This is a genomic window from Cupriavidus sp. YAF13, from assembly GCF_052113425.1.
Lineage (GTDB): Bacteria > Pseudomonadota > Gammaproteobacteria > Burkholderiales > Burkholderiaceae > Cupriavidus.
Genome location: NZ_JBFRDD010000010.1, coordinates 89,459 through 104,134, shown reverse-complemented (window position 1 = coordinate 104,134; position 14,676 = coordinate 89,459). Strand labels below are relative to the sequence as shown.

The window sequence follows — 14,676 nt, the reverse complement described above, 5'->3', positions numbered from 1 at the left end:
CCAGCGGGTGGCTTAGCCGCGCGACGGCAGCAGCCCCACCGGATCCACCGGTTTGCCGTTGTTGCGTACCTCGAAATGCAGCTCGCTGTCGGCCGTGCCCATGCGCCCGACCTCCTGCCCGCCGGATACCTGCGCGCCCTCGCTGACCGAGGGCTTGTCCAGGTTGCCATACACCGTCAGCCAGTTGTCGTCGTGCTTGATGATCACCAGCATGCCGTAGCCGCGCAGGTCGCCGACGTGGATGGCCTTGCCGGCGGCGGCCGCGCGCACCACGCTGCCGGGCGCCGTGTTGATGCGCAGGCCCTTGCTGGCAGGCGGCCCGTAGCCGGCGGTCACGCGGCCGTCGGCCGGCCATTGCAGGCGGATGCTGGTGGCGGGCGCGCGCGACGGCGCGCTGTTGTCCACCCGCGGCGTGTCCCCGACCGCCACCGGGCCGTTGCCGGCCCCCGTGCCGGCGCTGGCGCCAGCCGGCGGGCGGACCCGCAGCAGTTGCCCGACTTCGATCCGGTCCGCGCTGGGCAGCTGGTTCCAGCGCACCAGGTCGCGCACGGCGCGCTTGTGCCGCCGGGCCACGGTGTACAAGGTGTCGCCGCTCTGCACCCGGTAGTAGCCATCCGGCGCGGGTTCGCTGGCCAGGGTGCCGCAGCCGGCGGCCAGGCACGCCGCAGCGGCGGCGGCCAGCAGGCCAAGCGCGCGGCGCCGCGCGCTCGTCTTGTCGTGGTTGCTTTGCTTCATCACGTACTTATCGTCCCTCCCTGTCCTTAACTTGAAGCCTGCCTGGTGGCCGGTCTTGGGCCGACGGCACGTTCGAGTCTGCCATGATGCACCCGCAACTGTAGACCCTCCAGGGGGCAAACCGTTCGAAATCGCGCAACAGACACGATCACAACCGGGGCAAAAGCCCCCGATCCGCTATAATTCAAGGTTTTGAAAGCGCAGGAACATCATGGAAGCAGAACGCCTCAACGCCATCTCCGGTGCCATCTCTGATCTCCGTTCGCGAACGGAAGATCTACGGGGGTATCTTTGACTACGATGTCAAAGTAGGACGACTCGACGAAGTCAACGGCGAACTCGAGGACCCCGAGGTCTGGAACAACCCCAAGCGGGCCCAGGATCTCGGCAAGGAAAAGAAGATGCTGGAGGGCGTGGTCAGCGTGCTCGGCAAGCTCACGGACGACCTTAGCGGCGCCGACGAGCTGTTCGAGCTCGCCCGCGAAGAAGGCGACGACGACACGCTGGAAGCCATCGAAACCGACGTTGCCGGCTTCGAGGCCATCGTCGCCGACATGGAATTCCGCCGCATGTTCTCCGGCGAAATGGACCAGGCCAACGCCTTTATCGACATCCAGGCCGGCGCCGGCGGCACCGAAGCCTGCGACTGGGCCTCGATGCTGCTGCGCCAGTACCTGAAGTACTGCGAGCGCAAGGGCTTCAAGGCCGAAGTGCTGGAAGAGTCGGAGGGCGACGTGGCGGGCATCAAGAGCGCCACGATCAAGGTCGAGGGCGAGTACGCGTTCGGCTACCTGCGCACGGAAACCGGCGTGCACCGCCTGGTGCGCAAGTCGCCGTTCGATTCGTCGGGCGGCCGCCACACGTCGTTCTCGTCGGTCTTCGTCTACCCCGAGGTCGACGAATCGTTCGAGGTCGACGTCAATCCGGCGGACCTGCGCGTGGATACCTACCGTGCCTCCGGCGCGGGCGGCCAGCACATCAACAAGACCGATTCGGCCGTGCGGATCACGCACATCCCGACCGGCATTGTGGTGCAGTGCCAGAACGACCGCTCGCAGCACCGCAACCGCGCCGAAGCCATGTCGATGCTGAAGTCGCGCCTGTATGAGCACGAAATGCGCAAGCGCCAGGCCGAAGCCGACAAGCTGGAGTCGTCCAAGACCGATGTGGGCTGGGGCCACCAGATCCGCTCGTACGTGCTGGACCAGAGCCGCATCAAGGATCTGCGCACCAACGTGGAAATGTCCAACACGCAGAAGGTGCTGGACGGCGACCTGGATCCCTTCATCGTAGCCAGCCTGAAGCAAGGGCTGTAACACGCAGCGGCGCCGCGCCGCCGCCACGCGCTCCCGGCAGGGATCGGCGTGTGGCGGCGGCAGGTGCGGCCACTCACCTGCCGGGACAATCTTGACCATGACCGCAGCATCGACCGCAGCAACGCATCTGATCATCATCACGGGCACCTCGCGCGGGCTCGGTGCCTCGCTGACGCAGGCATTGCTCAAACCGGGCAACCGCCTGGTGTGCGTGTCCCGCAGCCGCAATCCCGAGCTGGAACGGGCGGCGTCCGCCAGCGGCGTCAAGGTAGCCTGGCACTTGCAAGACCTCTCCCAAGCTGGCCCGTCGGCAACCTGGCTCGGCAGCGTCCTCGATGTCGTCGAGGAGACGCTTGCCAGCGTCACGCTGATCCTGAACGCGGGCGTGATCGATCCGATCGGCCCCATCGCCAATCTGCGCGAACCGGCGGTGGTGCAGCATCTGCTGACCAACCTGGCCACGCCGATGACCATGACCGCGGCCTTCCTCTCGCACACCGAGCGCTTTGGCTGCCCGCGCAAGATCCTGGCGATCTCCTCCGGCGCGGCGCGCCGCCCGGTCGAAGGCTGGAGCGCGTATTGCGCTGGCAAGGCGGGCCTGGACATGTTCGTGCGCTCCATCAACGCCGAATACGCGCAGGCGCCGGCCGAACGCGCCGTGCGCGCGGTAGCGCTGGCGCCGGGCGTGGTCGATACCGGCATGCAGGCCACCATCCGCAACGCCGACTTTGCGCAGGTGCAGCGCTTCCGCGACCTCAAGGACAACGATCAGCTGGCCTCGGCCGACGACACCGCGCAGCGTATCGCTGCGTACCTGCAGCGGCCTGACTTCGGCAGCACCGAGCTCGACGACATCCGCAATACATGAACCTCGCGCGGGCCTGGCCCGAGCGACCCACCAAGACATCATGACCGAATCCAACCGCGCTCCCGCCGAGACCAACGTCCCGGCCGCAGCCGACGAAAACAAGATCATCGCGGAACGGCGCGAGAAGCTCCAGGCCCTGCGTCAGCAAGGCCCGGCCTTCCCCAACGACTTCCGCCCGACCCACCAGGCCGCCGCGCTGCACACGCAGTACAGCGAGACCGAGCAGGCCGTGCTCGAAGCCACCCCGGTGGAAGTCGCCATCGCCGGGCGCATGATGCTCAAGCGCGTGATGGGCAAGGCCAGCTTTGCCACCGTGCAGGACGGCTCGGGCCGCATCCAGTTCTACATCAGCCGCGATGCGATCGGTGAAGACGTGTACGCCGCCTTCAAGAAGTGGGACCTGGGCGATATCGTGGCGGCCCGCGGCACGCTGATGAAGACCAAGACTGGTGAGCTGTCGGTGGCGGTGACCGAACTGCGCCTGCTGTCCAAGAGCCTGCGCCCCCTGCCCGGCGACTACTACGGCCTGGCCGACCAGGAACAGAAATACCGCCAGCGCTATGTGGACCTGATCGTGTCGCCGGAAACGCGCGCCACCTTCCGCGCCCGCACCAACGCCATCAGCTCGCTGCGCCGGCACATGGCCAGCAACGACTTCATGGAAGTCGAAACGCCGATGCTGCACCCGATCCCGGGCGGCGCCACGGCCAAGCCGTTCATCACCCACCACAACGCGCTGGACATGCAGATGTTCCTGCGCATCGCGCCCGAGCTGTACCTGAAGCGCCTGGTGGTGGGCGGTTTCGAGCGCGTGTTCGAGATCAACCGCAACTTCCGCAACGAGGGGGTGAGCCCGCGCCACAACCCTGAGTTCACCATGATGGAGTTCTACGCGGCCTACACGGACTACCGCTGGCTGATGGACTTCACCGAGGACCTGATCCGCCAGGCCGCGATCGACGCGCGCGGCAGCGCCGTGCTGACCTACCAGGACCGCGAGCTGGACCTGTCCAAGCCGTTCCATCGCCTCACCATCACGCAGGCCATCCAGAAGTTCGCGCCGCAATATACCGACGCGCAACTGGCCGACACGGAATTCCTGCGCGCCGAGCTGAAGAAGTTCGGCATCAACACCGGCGCCCCGCAATTCCTTAATGCGGGCCTGGGCACGCTGCAACTGGTGCTGTTCGAGGAAACCGCCGAAAGCCAGCTGTGGGAGCCGACGTTCATCATCGACTACCCGGTGGAAGTCTCGCCGCTGGCGCGCGCCTCGGATACCCAGCCGGGCATCACCGAGCGCTTCGAGCTGTTCATCACCGGCCGCGAGATCGCCAACGGGTTCTCCGAGCTGAACGACGCCGAAGACCAGGCCGAGCGCTTCCGCAAGCAGGTTGACCAGAAGGATGCTGGCGACGAAGAAGCGATGTACTTCGACGCCGACTACATCCGTGCGCTGGAATACGGCATGCCCCCGACGGGCGGCTGCGGCATCGGCATCGACCGCCTGGTGATGTTGCTGACCGACAGCCCGAACATCCGCGACGTCATCTTGTTCCCGCATCTGCGCCGCGAGGACTGACGCGGCGCGGCAGCCTCGCCGGGCTGCCTCGCACAGCAAAAAGCCCCACCAATGTTTGGTGGGGCTTTTTGCTTGTGGCTGCGAGCTTGTTACAAACACAGCCCGCGAAGGCCATGCAGTTTCGCTGCCAAGCCTATGATTTAAAAGAAAATTTCAGACTACAGAAACTTACAAAATCAAACGGAAAATGGCAGTGAATTGGGCCAAACTAGGTCCATCGAACCGCTAGCCATCAGTACCGCTGACCGGCTGCGTTTGCGAGGAAAATAATATGTCGAATCCAACCTTGCACCAATCCAACGAGCCTGCCATGCCCGCTTCCCTGCCCACCCAACGCCGCCTGCATCCGCTGGTCGGCGCCGCCGCGGTAGCCATCGTGATCGCCAGCCTGACCGCGGTCGCCGCCATGACTGGCGTGCTGCCTACCAGCAAGGCCACGCAGGGAACGCAGCAATCCCTGACTGCGCCTGTCGCCGCCAATGCCACCGTCAATGGCGCCGACACCGCGCAACTGCCGGCACCGGGCAGCACCACGCGGCCGCCCGAGACCGCGAACCTGGCACAAGCGCCCATCGCCCCGGCCGCACCGGCACCGGCACCGGCACCCGCTGCACGCCGCGCCCAGGAGCGCAGCAGCGCCAGCCGCGATGCAGGCTATGGTCCCGCGCCCAGCCGCAATGACAACGGCGCCTATGCCGAACGCCAGCCGGCGCAAGGCAGCGCGTATGCCGGCCGCGTCGTAGCCATCACCCCGATCGAAGCGCCCAAGCCGGCCAGTGGCCTGGGCGCCGTCGGCGGCGCGGTCATCGGCGGCCTGCTCGGCAACCAGATCGGCAAGGGCAATGGCCGTATCCTGGGCACCGTGGCCGGTGCTGTGGGCGGCGGCTTTGCCGGCAACCAGATCGAGAAGACCGTGCGCAAGGACACCAGCTACCAGGTCCGCGTGCAGATGGACAACGGCAGCCACCGCACCTTCACGTATCAAGCCGACCCGGGCGTGCAAGTCGGGGAACGTGTGCACATGCAGGATGGCCAGCTGGTCGCTGGCTGAGCCGGCATCCGCAACAGCAAAAAAAAACCGCGTGAGACGCGGTTTTTTTTCGTTCCAGCCTTTATTCCGCTTCTTCAATCCAGGCGGATTGAATCGCTTCCAGGATCTTCTCGCCCGAGCGATCGGCCACATCGGCAAAGCCGTCCAGCTCCATGACCCAGCGGTGCAGGTCGGTGAAGCGGATGGTGGTGGGATCCACGTCCGGGTACTTGTCGTACAGGGCGGCGGCGATGTCGTAGGTGTCGGTCCACTTCATGGGAATTCTCTCCGGTCAGCTCTGGTCAGGCCAGCAAGTCAGCGAGCGCGCCGCGCTCAATGCTCTTCCTTGGCATGGTTGATCGTGTACTTGGGGATCTGCACGGTGAGGTCGCCGTCGGCCACCAGGGCCTGGCAGGACAGGCGCGAGTTGGGCTCCAGGCCCCAGGCCTTGTCGAGCAGGTCTTCCTCTTTTTCTTCGGCCTCTTCCAGCGAGTTGAAGCCCTCGCGCACCACCACGTGGCAGGTGGTGCACGCGCAAGACTTCTCGCAGGCGTGCTCGATCTCGATGCCGTTGCTGAGCAACGCGTCGCAAATGCTGGTGCCGGCTTTGGCTTCGAACACGGCCCCTTCGGGGCAGAGTTCGACGTGGGGCAATACGATGATCTGTGGCATGGAATGTCCTGGGATATAAATAGGGTGCGATTGGCCTCGGGGATCAGCCCAGGTCCTGCACCTTGCGGCCGGCCAGCGCGCTCTTGATCGAGCGGTCCATCCGGCGGGCAGCGAATTCGTCGGTGCCGCGGGACAGCGCTTCCACCGCCGTCTTGATGGCGTGGTGATCTTCGCCTGCGGCAACGTCGCTCGCGGCCGCGATCAGGCGCTCCACGTCGGCGCGCTCCTCGGCCGAGAGCAGGTCGCCATCGAGTTCCAGCGCGCGGCGCGTGGCTTCGATAAGGCGCGCGGCATCCACGCGTTCCTCCGCCAGCGCACGGCTCTTCATGTCGTGCTCGGCTTCGCGGAAGCTGTCCTGCAGCATGCGCGCGATCTCGTCGTCGGCAAGGCCGTAGGACGGCTTGACAGCGATAGTCGCCTCCACGCCCGATTGCGTCTCGCGCGCGAAGACCGACAGCAGCCCGTCGGCGTCAACCTGGTACGTCACGCGAATGCGTGCCGCGCCGGCTACCATCGGCGGAATGCCGCGCAACTCGAAACGCGCCAGCGAGCGGCAATCGCTCGCCAGTTCGCGCTCGCCTTGCAGCACGTGGATGGCGATGGCCGTCTGGCCGTCCTTGAACGTGGTGAATTCCTGCGCGCGGGCAACCGGGATGGTGCTGTTGCGCGGGATGATCTTCTCGACCAGGCCACCCATGGTTTCCACGCCCAGTGACAGCGGGATCACGTCCAGCAGCAGCCAGTCCTCGCCGGGGGCGCCGTTGCCGGCCAGCAGGTTGGCCTGCATGGCCGCGCCCAGGGCCACGACCTTGTCCGGATCGAGGTTGGTCAGCGGCGGCTGGCCGAAGAAGTCTCCCACCGCCTTGCGGATCGAGGGGATGCGGGTTGCGCCGCCAACCAGCACGACGCCCTTGACCTCGTCCGCCGCGACGCCGGCATCGCGCAGCGCCTTGCGCACAGGCGACAGGGTCTTTTGCACCAGCGGCGCGGTCAGCTCGACAAAGGTCGAGGCCGAGAGCGTCAGGTGCACGATCTCGCCGCTGTTCAGCACGGCATCGATCACGGTCGAATCGGCCGCCGACAACGCTTCCTTGGCCGCGCGGGAGCGCACCATCAGCAGGCGCATATCCTCGGCAGACAGCGGTTGCAGGTTAGCCTGCTCGACGATCCAGCACATCAGGCGCTGGTCGAAATCGTCGCCACCCAGGGCGGAATCGCCGCCGGTGGCCAGCACTTCGAACACGCCCCGGCTGAGCTTGAGGATGGAGATATCGAAGGTGCCGCCGCCGAGGTCGTACACCGCGTAGATGCCCTCGGAAGCATTGTCCAGGCCATAGGCGATGGCAGCCGCGGTGGGCTCGTTGAGCAAGCGCAACACTTCAAGGCCCGCGAGCTGCGCGGCATCCTTGGTGGCCTGGCGCTGGGCGTCGTCGAAATAGGCGGGCACCGTAATCACCGCGCCGACGAGTTCGTCGCCGAGCGAATCCTCGGCACGCTGGCGCAGCGTGGCCAGGATTTCCGCCGAGACTTCCACCGGACTCTTCACGCCGGCCACGGTCTTGATCTGCACCATGCCGSGCGCATCGACGAAATCGTAGGGGCTGTGCTCGATATGCGCGACGTCGCGCAAGCCGCGCCCCATGAAGCGCTTGACCGAGACGATGGTGTTCTTGGGGTCGTGCACCGCTTCTTCCTGCGCGCGGTAGCCGATCTGCGCACCCTTGGGCAGGTAGCGCACGACCGAAGGCAGCAACGCGCGGCCGCTTTCGTCGGTCAGGACTTCGGGAATGCTGTTGCGAACCGCTGCCACCAGCGAATTGGTGGTGCCAAGGTCGATGCCGACCGCGAGCCGCTTCTGGTGAGGTGCCGGCGACATGCCGGGTTCGGAGATCTGGAGCAATGCCATGATGAATCTTCTTTAATCGTGCGGTGGCAAAAACGGCCCGTCACACAGGCCGGCTTTGCGCCGGGGCGCCATTGTGGCATGGCTGAGGTGAACTTGCCTGGCGGCGCTGGGGTCCCTCGGGGACCCTAGCCTTCCAGGCGCTCGATCGCCTCGCTGGTGTCGTGCTCGATTTTCTCGATGAACATCAATTGCCTGGCCGCGCTGCCGGCACCCGCGTTATCGCCGGCATCGAGCAGCGCACCCAGCGCCGCGTGGCGCTCGCGCTTCTCGCCACGCAGCTCACGCAGCAGCGCATCGAGGCGCGCGACATCTTTCTCTTCAACCGCTTCCTGGAGGGCCTCGCGCCATTCCATCTGCTGCATCAGGAAGGCGGGCGCCATGGCGGTATTGCTCTCGGCCTGGATGTCCACGCCACGCAGCGTCAGCAGGTAGATCGCGCGCTTGAGCGGCTGGCGCAGCGTGCGGTACGCCTCGTTGGCATGCGCGGCCCATTGCATGGCCACGCGCCGCTCCGCATCGCCGGCATTGGCGAAGCGGTCCGGATGCGCCTGCGATTGCACGGTCAGGTAGGCTGCGTCCAGCGCCCCCTCGTCGACTGCATATCCGACCGGCAGGCCGAATAGCGCGAAATAATCGTCTTTCAACACCTTCCCCAACAAAAAGGAGCGGCTGCGCCGCCCCTTTGAACTGCCTTCAGCGTGAAAGCGGCACGCTGACCGCGCGGCACAGGCCGCAGCAATGTGGCGGCTGATCCGGTCAGGCGGCGCGCTTCGCGCTGCTGCCCGCCCAATCCGCCGGCGGCTCCGCCCGATCACATTTCAGGCAGTTCACCAGCGCGCCCATCCTGGCCGCCCGCCCCTGCGGCGTCAGCGTCCATGGACGCATCTGCCAGGGCGGGTCATGGCGCATATGCTGGCCATGCCCGCAATCGAGTTCCGCCACCCAGTGGCTTTCCTCGTCCTGGTGAAAGCCGACAATGCTGCGTTTCATCGTATCCGGCGTGCTGATGCCAGCACGCTCAAACCCGGAACGACTCTCCGCAACCGCACTCATCCTTGACGTTGGGGTTGTTGAAACGAAACCCCTCGTTCAAGCCTTCACGCGCAAAATCGAGCTCGGTGCCATCGATATACGGCAAGCTCTTGGGATCGACGATCACCTTGATGCCGTGCGACTCGAACACGCTGTCTTCCGGCAACAGGTCGTCGACGTACTCCAGCTTGTAGGCCAGGCCCGAGCAGCCGGTGGTCTTGACGCCGAGGCGCAGGCCAACGCCCTTGCCGCGGCGGTCCAGGTAGCGCGCCACATGCTTGGCGGCCTTCTCGGTAAGCGTGATCATCGCTGCTTCATCCCTTGATTGAACGCGGAACTCAGGCGGCCTTCTGCTCGGCGCCTTCGTGCTTCTTCTTGTAGTCCTCGACCGCTGCCTTGATGGCATCTTCGGCCAGGATGGAGCAGTGGATCTTCACCGGCGGCAACGCCAGTTCTTCGGCGATGTGCGTATTCTTGATTTCCAGTGCCTGATCCACGGTCTTGCCCTTGACCCATTCGGTCACGAGCGAGGAGGACGCGATGGCCGAGCCGCAGCCATAGGTCTTGAACTTGGCGTCTTCGATCACGCCAGCTTCGTTGACCTTGATCTGCAGCTTCATGACGTCGCCGCAAGCGGGCGCGCCAACCATGCCGGTGCCCACCGCGTCGTCGTTCTTATCGAACGAGCCAACATTGCGGGGGTTTTCATAGTGGTCGAGAACCTTGGTGCTGTATGACATTTTGGCTACCTCTTGGCGTATCGGTATTTATGGGGTCTTGCGTGGGTCTTGGCGCTTGGTGCTTAGTGCGCTGCCCACTGGATGGAATTCAGGTCCACACCGTCCTTGAACATTTCCCACAGCGGCGACAAATCGCGCAGCTTGGAGATCTTGCTCTTGAGCAGTTCCACGGTGTAATCGACTTCTTCCTCGGTGGTGAAACGGCCCACCGTGAAGCGGATCGAACTGTGCGCGAGTTCGTCGTTGCGGCCCAGGGCGCGCAGCACGTACGAAGGCTCCAGCGACGCCGAGGTGCAGGCCGAACCCGACGACACCGCCACGTCCTTGATCGCCATGATCAGCGATTCGCCTTCGACGAAGTTGAAGCTGACATTGAGGTTATGCGGCACGCGTTGTTCCAGGTCGCCGTTCAGGTAGACCTCTTCCATGCCCGACAGGCCACGCCACAGGCGATCGCGCAGCATGCGGATACGCTCGTTTTCCGTAGCCATTTCCTCGCGGGCGATGCGGAAGGCTTCGCCCATGCCCACGATCTGATGCGTGGCCAGCGTGCCCGAACGCATGCCGCGCTCGTGACCGCCGCCGTGCATCTGCGCTTCCAGGCGCACGCGCGGCTTGCGGCGTACGTACAGCGCGCCCACGCCCTTCGGGCCGTAGGTCTTGTGTGCCGAGAACGACATCAGGTCGCACTTCAGCGTGTTCAGGTCGATCGCCACCTTGCCGGTGGCCTGGGCCGCGTCGCAATGGAAGATGATGCCCTTGGCGCGGCAGATCTCGCCGATCTGCGCCACGTCCTGGATCACCCCGATCTCGTTGTTGACCAGCATCACCGACACCAGGATCGTGTCAGGGCGGATCGCCGCCTTGAGCACTTCGATGTCGACCAGGCCGTTTTCCTGCACGTCGAGGTAGGTCACCTCGAAGCCCTGGCGCTCCAGCTCACGGGTGGTGTCGAGCACAGCCTTGTGCTCGGTCTTCACCGTGATCAGGTGCTTGCCCTTGCCCGAATAGAAATTGGCCGCGCCCTTGATGGCGAGGTTGTTGGACTCGGTTGCGCCCGATGTCCACACGATCTCGCGCGGATCGGCGCCCACCAGTGCCGCCACCTGCTCACGCGCTTCTTCCACCGCGCGCTCGGCATCCCAGCCGTAGGCGTGGCTGCGCGAAGCCGGATTGCCGAACTGTTCACGCAAGTACGGAATCATCTTGTCCGCCACGCGCGGGTCTACCGGCGTGGTGGCTGAGTAATCCATGTAGATGGGGAAATGTGGGGTGCTCATCGTTATGACTGCCTTTTAGGGACCGCTATGCTTGACGTTGCTCTCTATTCTCTCGCCGGCTGCCCGTCTTACGACTGAGCCAGGCTGAAAACCGAATTCACCACCCGCGGACGCGCGGGCTTTTCCTGCTTGTCCGCCTTGCCGATCGGCGCGGCCACGGTTTGCGCCGCCGACTCCTCGCGCATGTCGTGCAACACCGCGGGACACTTGGCGCGCTGCTGGTCGACCAGGTTCTTCAGGGAGACGGAATCGAGATACTCGACCATTTTCTGGTTCAGCGTGGCCCACAGCTCGTGGGTCATGCAGCGACCGGTTCCCTCATCTCCGTTACAATTACCCTTTCCGCCGCATTGCGTGGCGTCGAGCGGCTCATCGACTGCGATGATGATATCGGCCACCGTCACGTCTTCCGCCTTGCGGGCAAGACTGTAGCCGCCGCCCGGGCCGCGCACGCTTTCCACGATCTCGTGGCGGCGCAGCTTACCGAACAGCTGCTCTAGGTAAGAGAGGGATATTTTCTGGCGCTGGCTGATGCCCGCTAGCGTAACGGGGCCCTGATCCTGGCGCATGGCCAGGTCAATCATGGCGGTTACCGCGAAGCGGCCTTTGGTCGTCAGTCTCATGATGCTGGGGAGTACTTGATCATTTTGGTCAAGTATAAAAGAAGTCGACTAATTCAGTCAAGTACCCCTGCCGCATCGCATCAAACCCGCCCCTGCTCCGCCGAGGCCGTGCCAACGGGCGCGCGCGGCGGCACGATCAGCGACCAGGGGTGTTTCAGGATGCGCCGCCGCACGGCCGAACTTAGCGCCCGGCGATCCACCCGGCGCAGGCTGCGTGAGCCCAGCGCCATATTGAAGGCCAGCGCGAAACTCACAGCAACGTTCAGCAGCCCCATCAGCGCAATGCCCGCCACCGCCAGCCAGAACGACGGCAGCTTCAGCACAGCGAAGCCCAGCACGCCGATCGCGGTGCCCACCGAGCCGGTCGACAAGGTGACGTGCCGCACTTCCATGTGGGGGCCGAAGAAGCTGAGTATCTCCGGCCCCAGCCCGARCAGCAGCCCCAGCGACACATTGGCGGCGATCCCCGACATATTGCGCTTCCAGAAGTCCGCCATCCGCGTGGCTCCCTGCGCACCCAGCACATAGCGCAGGCGGCGGTTGTACACCATCACGTCATGCACCTTGTGCAGCGCGAACCAGTTGTCGGCCCAGCCCGCCACCAGGCTGGACAGCCACAAGAGTACCCCGGTAAAGATGGCGTAGACCGGCGTGGGGCCAAGGATGGAAAACGACTCGATGGTGGCGATCGCCTTGGCGGGTGTGATCAGGTTGGCGCCCAGGATGCGGTTGGCAAGCCACTGGATGCCCATCGCCACCGGGAACACCACCGCCAGGTTGCCGAAAATCGCCGCGGCGTTTGAGCGGATCATGGCGATGGTGTCGTCAACGAAGATCTCCCGGCCCTCCGGCCTGCCGACCGCATCGAGCCGGTGCGCCAGTGCCGGGCCGGTCATCGCCGGCTGCTTGGTGGCCAGTGTGAAATGCGCGAAGTGGATCACCAGGAAGCTGCCCGCATAGTTGAGCGAGGCCAGCAGGCCCTCGATGAACTTGTCCAGGTGCAGCCCATAGATCAGGAACTTGAGATAGACCGTGCCAACGGTGATCAAGCCGCCACCGGCGGCGGCCCGCATCAGCTCGCGATACTCGCGGCGATCGCGCGTGATGTAGTGCTCGCCGGTCTCGGCCGAGCGCTCAACCACCTTGCGCGCCAGTTGCGAAAACGAGGTGCCCGCCAGGTGCCCGATACTGCGCCGCGCCTGGGTGGAGCGGATCAGCGCCGCGATCAGGTGGGCATGCCGGCCGCGCCGCTGCGGCTCGACCCAGGTCGCCAGCAACAGCTCGATGCGCGCGAGCCGGACCTTCATGCGCTCGATCTGGAACACCACCTCCACCGAAACGCCGTTCTCCTCCAAGTCGTCGTACACGCGCTGAGCCGCCTGGTGGCAGCCATCGAGCAGCGCGCGGAAATAGTTGAGCCGGTGCGCGAAAGCCTCGCCGCCGTGCGCCGCCTCCTCCTCTTCGCACAAGGCTTGCACGGCGCTGTCCAGCCGAAAAAACGGCGTGTCCTGCACCTTGCCCTTGAGGCGCGAACGGATTGCCTGGCTCAGTCCGGTAGCACGCACCTGGCTGACCAGCACCTGGATGCTGGTGGCCAGCGTGCGGTCGAAACGATCCCATTCGGGCGGCGCGGCGGCTTCGCCCCGCGCTTGCGGATCGTCGGCGCGTAGCACGGCACCCAGCCGATCGAGCAGGTCGCCATCGAGCGCCTCGACCCAGTCGGCATCGTTGCCATCGATAAACAGCAGTGCGAACAGGCCCGCCATATCGCTACGGTTGGGCGGCGGCGGCAGGAACCGCGCCTGCAAGCGGTTCAGCACCTCGCTCCAGAAGCCCGGGTGGGAAGCCACACCGGTGTCGCACAGCAGGGTGACCGGATCGTTATCGCGCACGATGGAACGCACCATGCGGGCAAAGCGTCCCGCCACTTCCGGATTGCGGCCAAGCACCTGCAGCAGGTAGCGCAGCCGCACGTGCTCCCGGCGGCTCTTGTCAGCCGCCACGCCTTCGGCGCCCGGCAGCCCGTCGCGCCGGATCCAGTAGCCCAGCTCGATCAGCCAGCCGTTGCGGTCGGCCAGCGGCGCCTCCGGGTCCGCTGCCGCCAGGATTGCGTCGAGTTGCAGGCTGGCATTGCGCGACTCGCGCCATTTGCGGAACAGGGAACGAAACATGAATCCTCGTGAAAGTGATGGAAAGGCTGCAAGGGCGGCCGAGCGCAATCAGGTAGCGCCGCCAAGCCCCTTGGCACGGAGCATGGCGATCACGCCATCGCAGGCGTCCTCGACATAGTCGAGCACGCGCTCGAAGCCATCACCCTCGCCGTAGTAGGGATCCGGCACTTCGTCCGTGGCGTGCCGGCTGGCGAAGCTCATCAGCAGGCGCAGCTTGTCCTGGCTGCCAGGCGGGCAGATGGCACGCAGCGCCGCCAGGTTGTCCTGGTCCATGGCCAGCAGCAGGTCAAAACGGGCGAAATCCTGCACCACGGCCTGGCGCGCGCGTTGCGCGGAGAGGTCGTAGCCACGGGCTAGCGCATGACGCTGGGAGCGCGCATCGGGCGCGCGCCCGATGTGATAGCCATGCGTGCCGGCGGAATCCAGCTCGACCAGATCGGCCAGTCCGACCGCCTCCAGCTTGGCGCGCAGCACGCCCTCGGCGGTCGGAGAACGGCAGATGTTTCCCATGCAACACATCAAGATGGCGTATTTCTTCATAGGGGTGTGGCGCTATCCAGCGCCGAAAGCAAGACGACAAAAGGCGGCACGTGCGACGGGCTTGCAGCCACCGCACCGGGCACGGCTGCCACAACGAAGCCGGATTCTACAGCCCTGCCCGCGGGACCACGCTCACGGGAGCGCCAGCATGCCGGTTGAAGCCACCAGGCAAAAAAGATGACGC

The 14,676-nt window shown here is 65.3% G+C and carries 16 protein-coding genes; 4 read left to right on the top strand and 12 right to left on the bottom strand.

Going from position 1 to position 14,676, the window contains the following annotated elements; genetic code table 11:
* Positions 1-12: 12 nt before the first annotated feature.
* Positions 13-735, bottom strand: a complete 723-nt coding sequence (locus tag AB4061_RS11130) for a peptidoglycan DD-metalloendopeptidase family protein (RefSeq protein WP_441633648.1) — start codon at positions 733-735, stop codon at positions 13-15.
* 211 nt (positions 736-946) lie between these two features.
* On the opposite strand from AB4061_RS11130, the gene prfB reads away from it, so the two are divergent.
* The 4 genes from prfB (at position 947) to AB4061_RS11110 (ending at position 5,549) form a co-directional block, all read left to right on the top strand.
* Positions 947-2,051 (top strand): peptide chain release factor 2 gene (gene prfB / locus AB4061_RS11125; RefSeq protein WP_441633646.1). Its coding sequence is split into 2 segments (ribosomal slippage): positions 947-1,027 and positions 1,029-2,051, totalling 1,104 coding nucleotides; the frame shifts between segments, so codons are not numbered across the junction.
* A gap of 97 nt (positions 2,052-2,148) precedes the next feature.
* Positions 2,149-2,919: an SDR family oxidoreductase gene (locus tag AB4061_RS11120; protein ID WP_441633644.1), complete on the top strand. Its 771-nt coding sequence runs from the start codon at positions 2,149-2,151 to the stop codon at positions 2,917-2,919.
* 40 nt (positions 2,920-2,959) lie between these two features.
* Complete coding sequence (lysS, locus tag AB4061_RS11115) at positions 2,960-4,498, top strand: lysine--tRNA ligase (protein ID WP_043344898.1); 1,539 nt, start codon at positions 2,960-2,962, stop codon at positions 4,496-4,498.
* A 271-nt stretch (positions 4,499-4,769) separates the two neighbouring features.
* Positions 4,770-5,549 (top strand): glycine zipper 2TM domain-containing protein, encoded by a 780-nt coding sequence (locus tag AB4061_RS11110; RefSeq protein WP_441633641.1) that lies wholly within the window; start codon positions 4,770-4,772, stop codon positions 5,547-5,549.
* A 61-nt stretch (positions 5,550-5,610) separates the two neighbouring features.
* Here AB4061_RS11110 and iscX read toward each other — a convergent pair whose 3' ends face one another.
* The 11 genes from iscX to AB4061_RS11055 all read right to left on the bottom strand — a co-directional run bounded on the left by iscX (position 5,611) and on the right by AB4061_RS11055 (position 14,492).
* Positions 5,611-5,805: a Fe-S cluster assembly protein IscX gene (gene iscX / locus AB4061_RS11105; RefSeq protein WP_006160183.1), complete on the bottom strand. Its 195-nt coding sequence runs from the start codon at positions 5,803-5,805 to the stop codon at positions 5,611-5,613.
* A gap of 56 nt (positions 5,806-5,861) precedes the next feature.
* Positions 5,862-6,200, bottom strand: a complete 339-nt coding sequence (gene fdx / locus AB4061_RS11100) for an ISC system 2Fe-2S type ferredoxin (RefSeq protein ID WP_441633639.1) — start codon at positions 6,198-6,200, stop codon at positions 5,862-5,864.
* Positions 6,201-6,243: 43 nt separating this feature from the next.
* Positions 6,244-8,106: a Fe-S protein assembly chaperone HscA gene (hscA, locus tag AB4061_RS11095; protein WP_441633637.1), complete on the bottom strand. Its 1,863-nt coding sequence runs from the start codon at positions 8,104-8,106 to the stop codon at positions 6,244-6,246.
* 125 nt (positions 8,107-8,231) lie between these two features.
* Entirely contained in the window at positions 8,232-8,750 is a 519-nt protein-coding gene (gene hscB, locus AB4061_RS11090) for a Fe-S protein assembly co-chaperone HscB (RefSeq protein WP_441633635.1), read from the bottom strand.
* Positions 8,751-8,862: 112 nt separating this feature from the next.
* Complete coding sequence (locus tag AB4061_RS11085; protein ID WP_441633633.1) at positions 8,863-9,096, bottom strand: DUF3565 domain-containing protein; 234 nt, start codon at positions 9,094-9,096, stop codon at positions 8,863-8,865.
* A gap of 28 nt (positions 9,097-9,124) precedes the next feature.
* Positions 9,125-9,445: an iron-sulfur cluster assembly protein IscA gene (gene iscA, locus AB4061_RS11080; RefSeq protein ID WP_017229301.1), complete on the bottom strand. Its 321-nt coding sequence runs from the start codon at positions 9,443-9,445 to the stop codon at positions 9,125-9,127.
* A 31-nt stretch (positions 9,446-9,476) separates the two neighbouring features.
* Positions 9,477-9,878, bottom strand: a complete 402-nt coding sequence (gene iscU / locus AB4061_RS11075) for a Fe-S cluster assembly scaffold IscU (RefSeq protein ID WP_006160178.1) — start codon at positions 9,876-9,878, stop codon at positions 9,477-9,479.
* 62 nt (positions 9,879-9,940) lie between these two features.
* Positions 9,941-11,164, bottom strand: coding sequence for an IscS subfamily cysteine desulfurase (locus AB4061_RS11070; RefSeq protein ID WP_441633762.1), 1,224 nt, complete (start codon positions 11,162-11,164; stop codon positions 9,941-9,943).
* A gap of 62 nt (positions 11,165-11,226) precedes the next feature.
* A complete protein-coding gene (gene iscR, locus AB4061_RS11065) occupies positions 11,227-11,781 on the bottom strand; it encodes a Fe-S cluster assembly transcriptional regulator IscR (protein ID WP_174422841.1) in 555 nt (184 codons plus the stop codon).
* Positions 11,782-11,861: 80 nt separating this feature from the next.
* Positions 11,862-13,952: a site-specific recombinase gene (locus AB4061_RS11060; RefSeq protein WP_441633630.1), complete on the bottom strand. Its 2,091-nt coding sequence runs from the start codon at positions 13,950-13,952 to the stop codon at positions 11,862-11,864.
* A gap of 48 nt (positions 13,953-14,000) precedes the next feature.
* Complete coding sequence (locus tag AB4061_RS11055; protein WP_441633628.1) at positions 14,001-14,492, bottom strand: low molecular weight protein-tyrosine-phosphatase; 492 nt, start codon at positions 14,490-14,492, stop codon at positions 14,001-14,003.
* Between the last annotated feature and the right edge of the window lie 184 nt (positions 14,493-14,676).

Excerpts from the sequence above, each read along its gene's own strand:
- AB4061_RS11130 (WP_441633648.1), bottom strand. The coding sequence starts at position 735 with ATGAAGCAAAGCAACCACGACAAGACGAGCGCGCGGCGCCGCGCGCTT.
- AB4061_RS11120 (WP_441633644.1), top strand. The coding sequence starts at position 2,149 with ATGACCGCAGCATCGACCGCAGCAACGCATCTGATCATCATCACGGGC.
- lysS (WP_043344898.1), top strand. The coding sequence starts at position 2,960 with ATGACCGAATCCAACCGCGCTCCCGCCGAGACCAACGTCCCGGCCGCA.
- AB4061_RS11110 (WP_441633641.1), top strand. The coding sequence starts at position 4,770 with ATGTCGAATCCAACCTTGCACCAATCCAACGAGCCTGCCATGCCCGCT.
- iscX (WP_006160183.1), bottom strand. The coding sequence starts at position 5,805 with ATGAAGTGGACCGACACCTACGACATCGCCGCCGCCCTGTACGACAAG.
- fdx (WP_441633639.1), bottom strand. The coding sequence starts at position 6,200 with ATGCCACAGATCATCGTATTGCCCCACGTCGAACTCTGCCCCGAAGGG.
- AB4061_RS11085 (WP_441633633.1), bottom strand. The coding sequence starts at position 9,096 with ATGAAACGCAGCATTGTCGGCTTTCACCAGGACGAGGAAAGCCACTGG.
- iscA (WP_017229301.1), bottom strand. The coding sequence starts at position 9,445 with ATGATCACGCTTACCGAGAAGGCCGCCAAGCATGTGGCGCGCTACCTG.
- iscU (WP_006160178.1), bottom strand. The coding sequence starts at position 9,878 with ATGTCATACAGCACCAAGGTTCTCGACCACTATGAAAACCCCCGCAAT.
- iscR (WP_174422841.1), bottom strand. The coding sequence starts at position 11,781 with ATGAGACTGACGACCAAAGGCCGCTTCGCGGTAACCGCCATGATTGAC.
- AB4061_RS11055 (WP_441633628.1), bottom strand. The coding sequence starts at position 14,492 with ATGAAGAAATACGCCATCTTGATGTGTTGCATGGGAAACATCTGCCGT.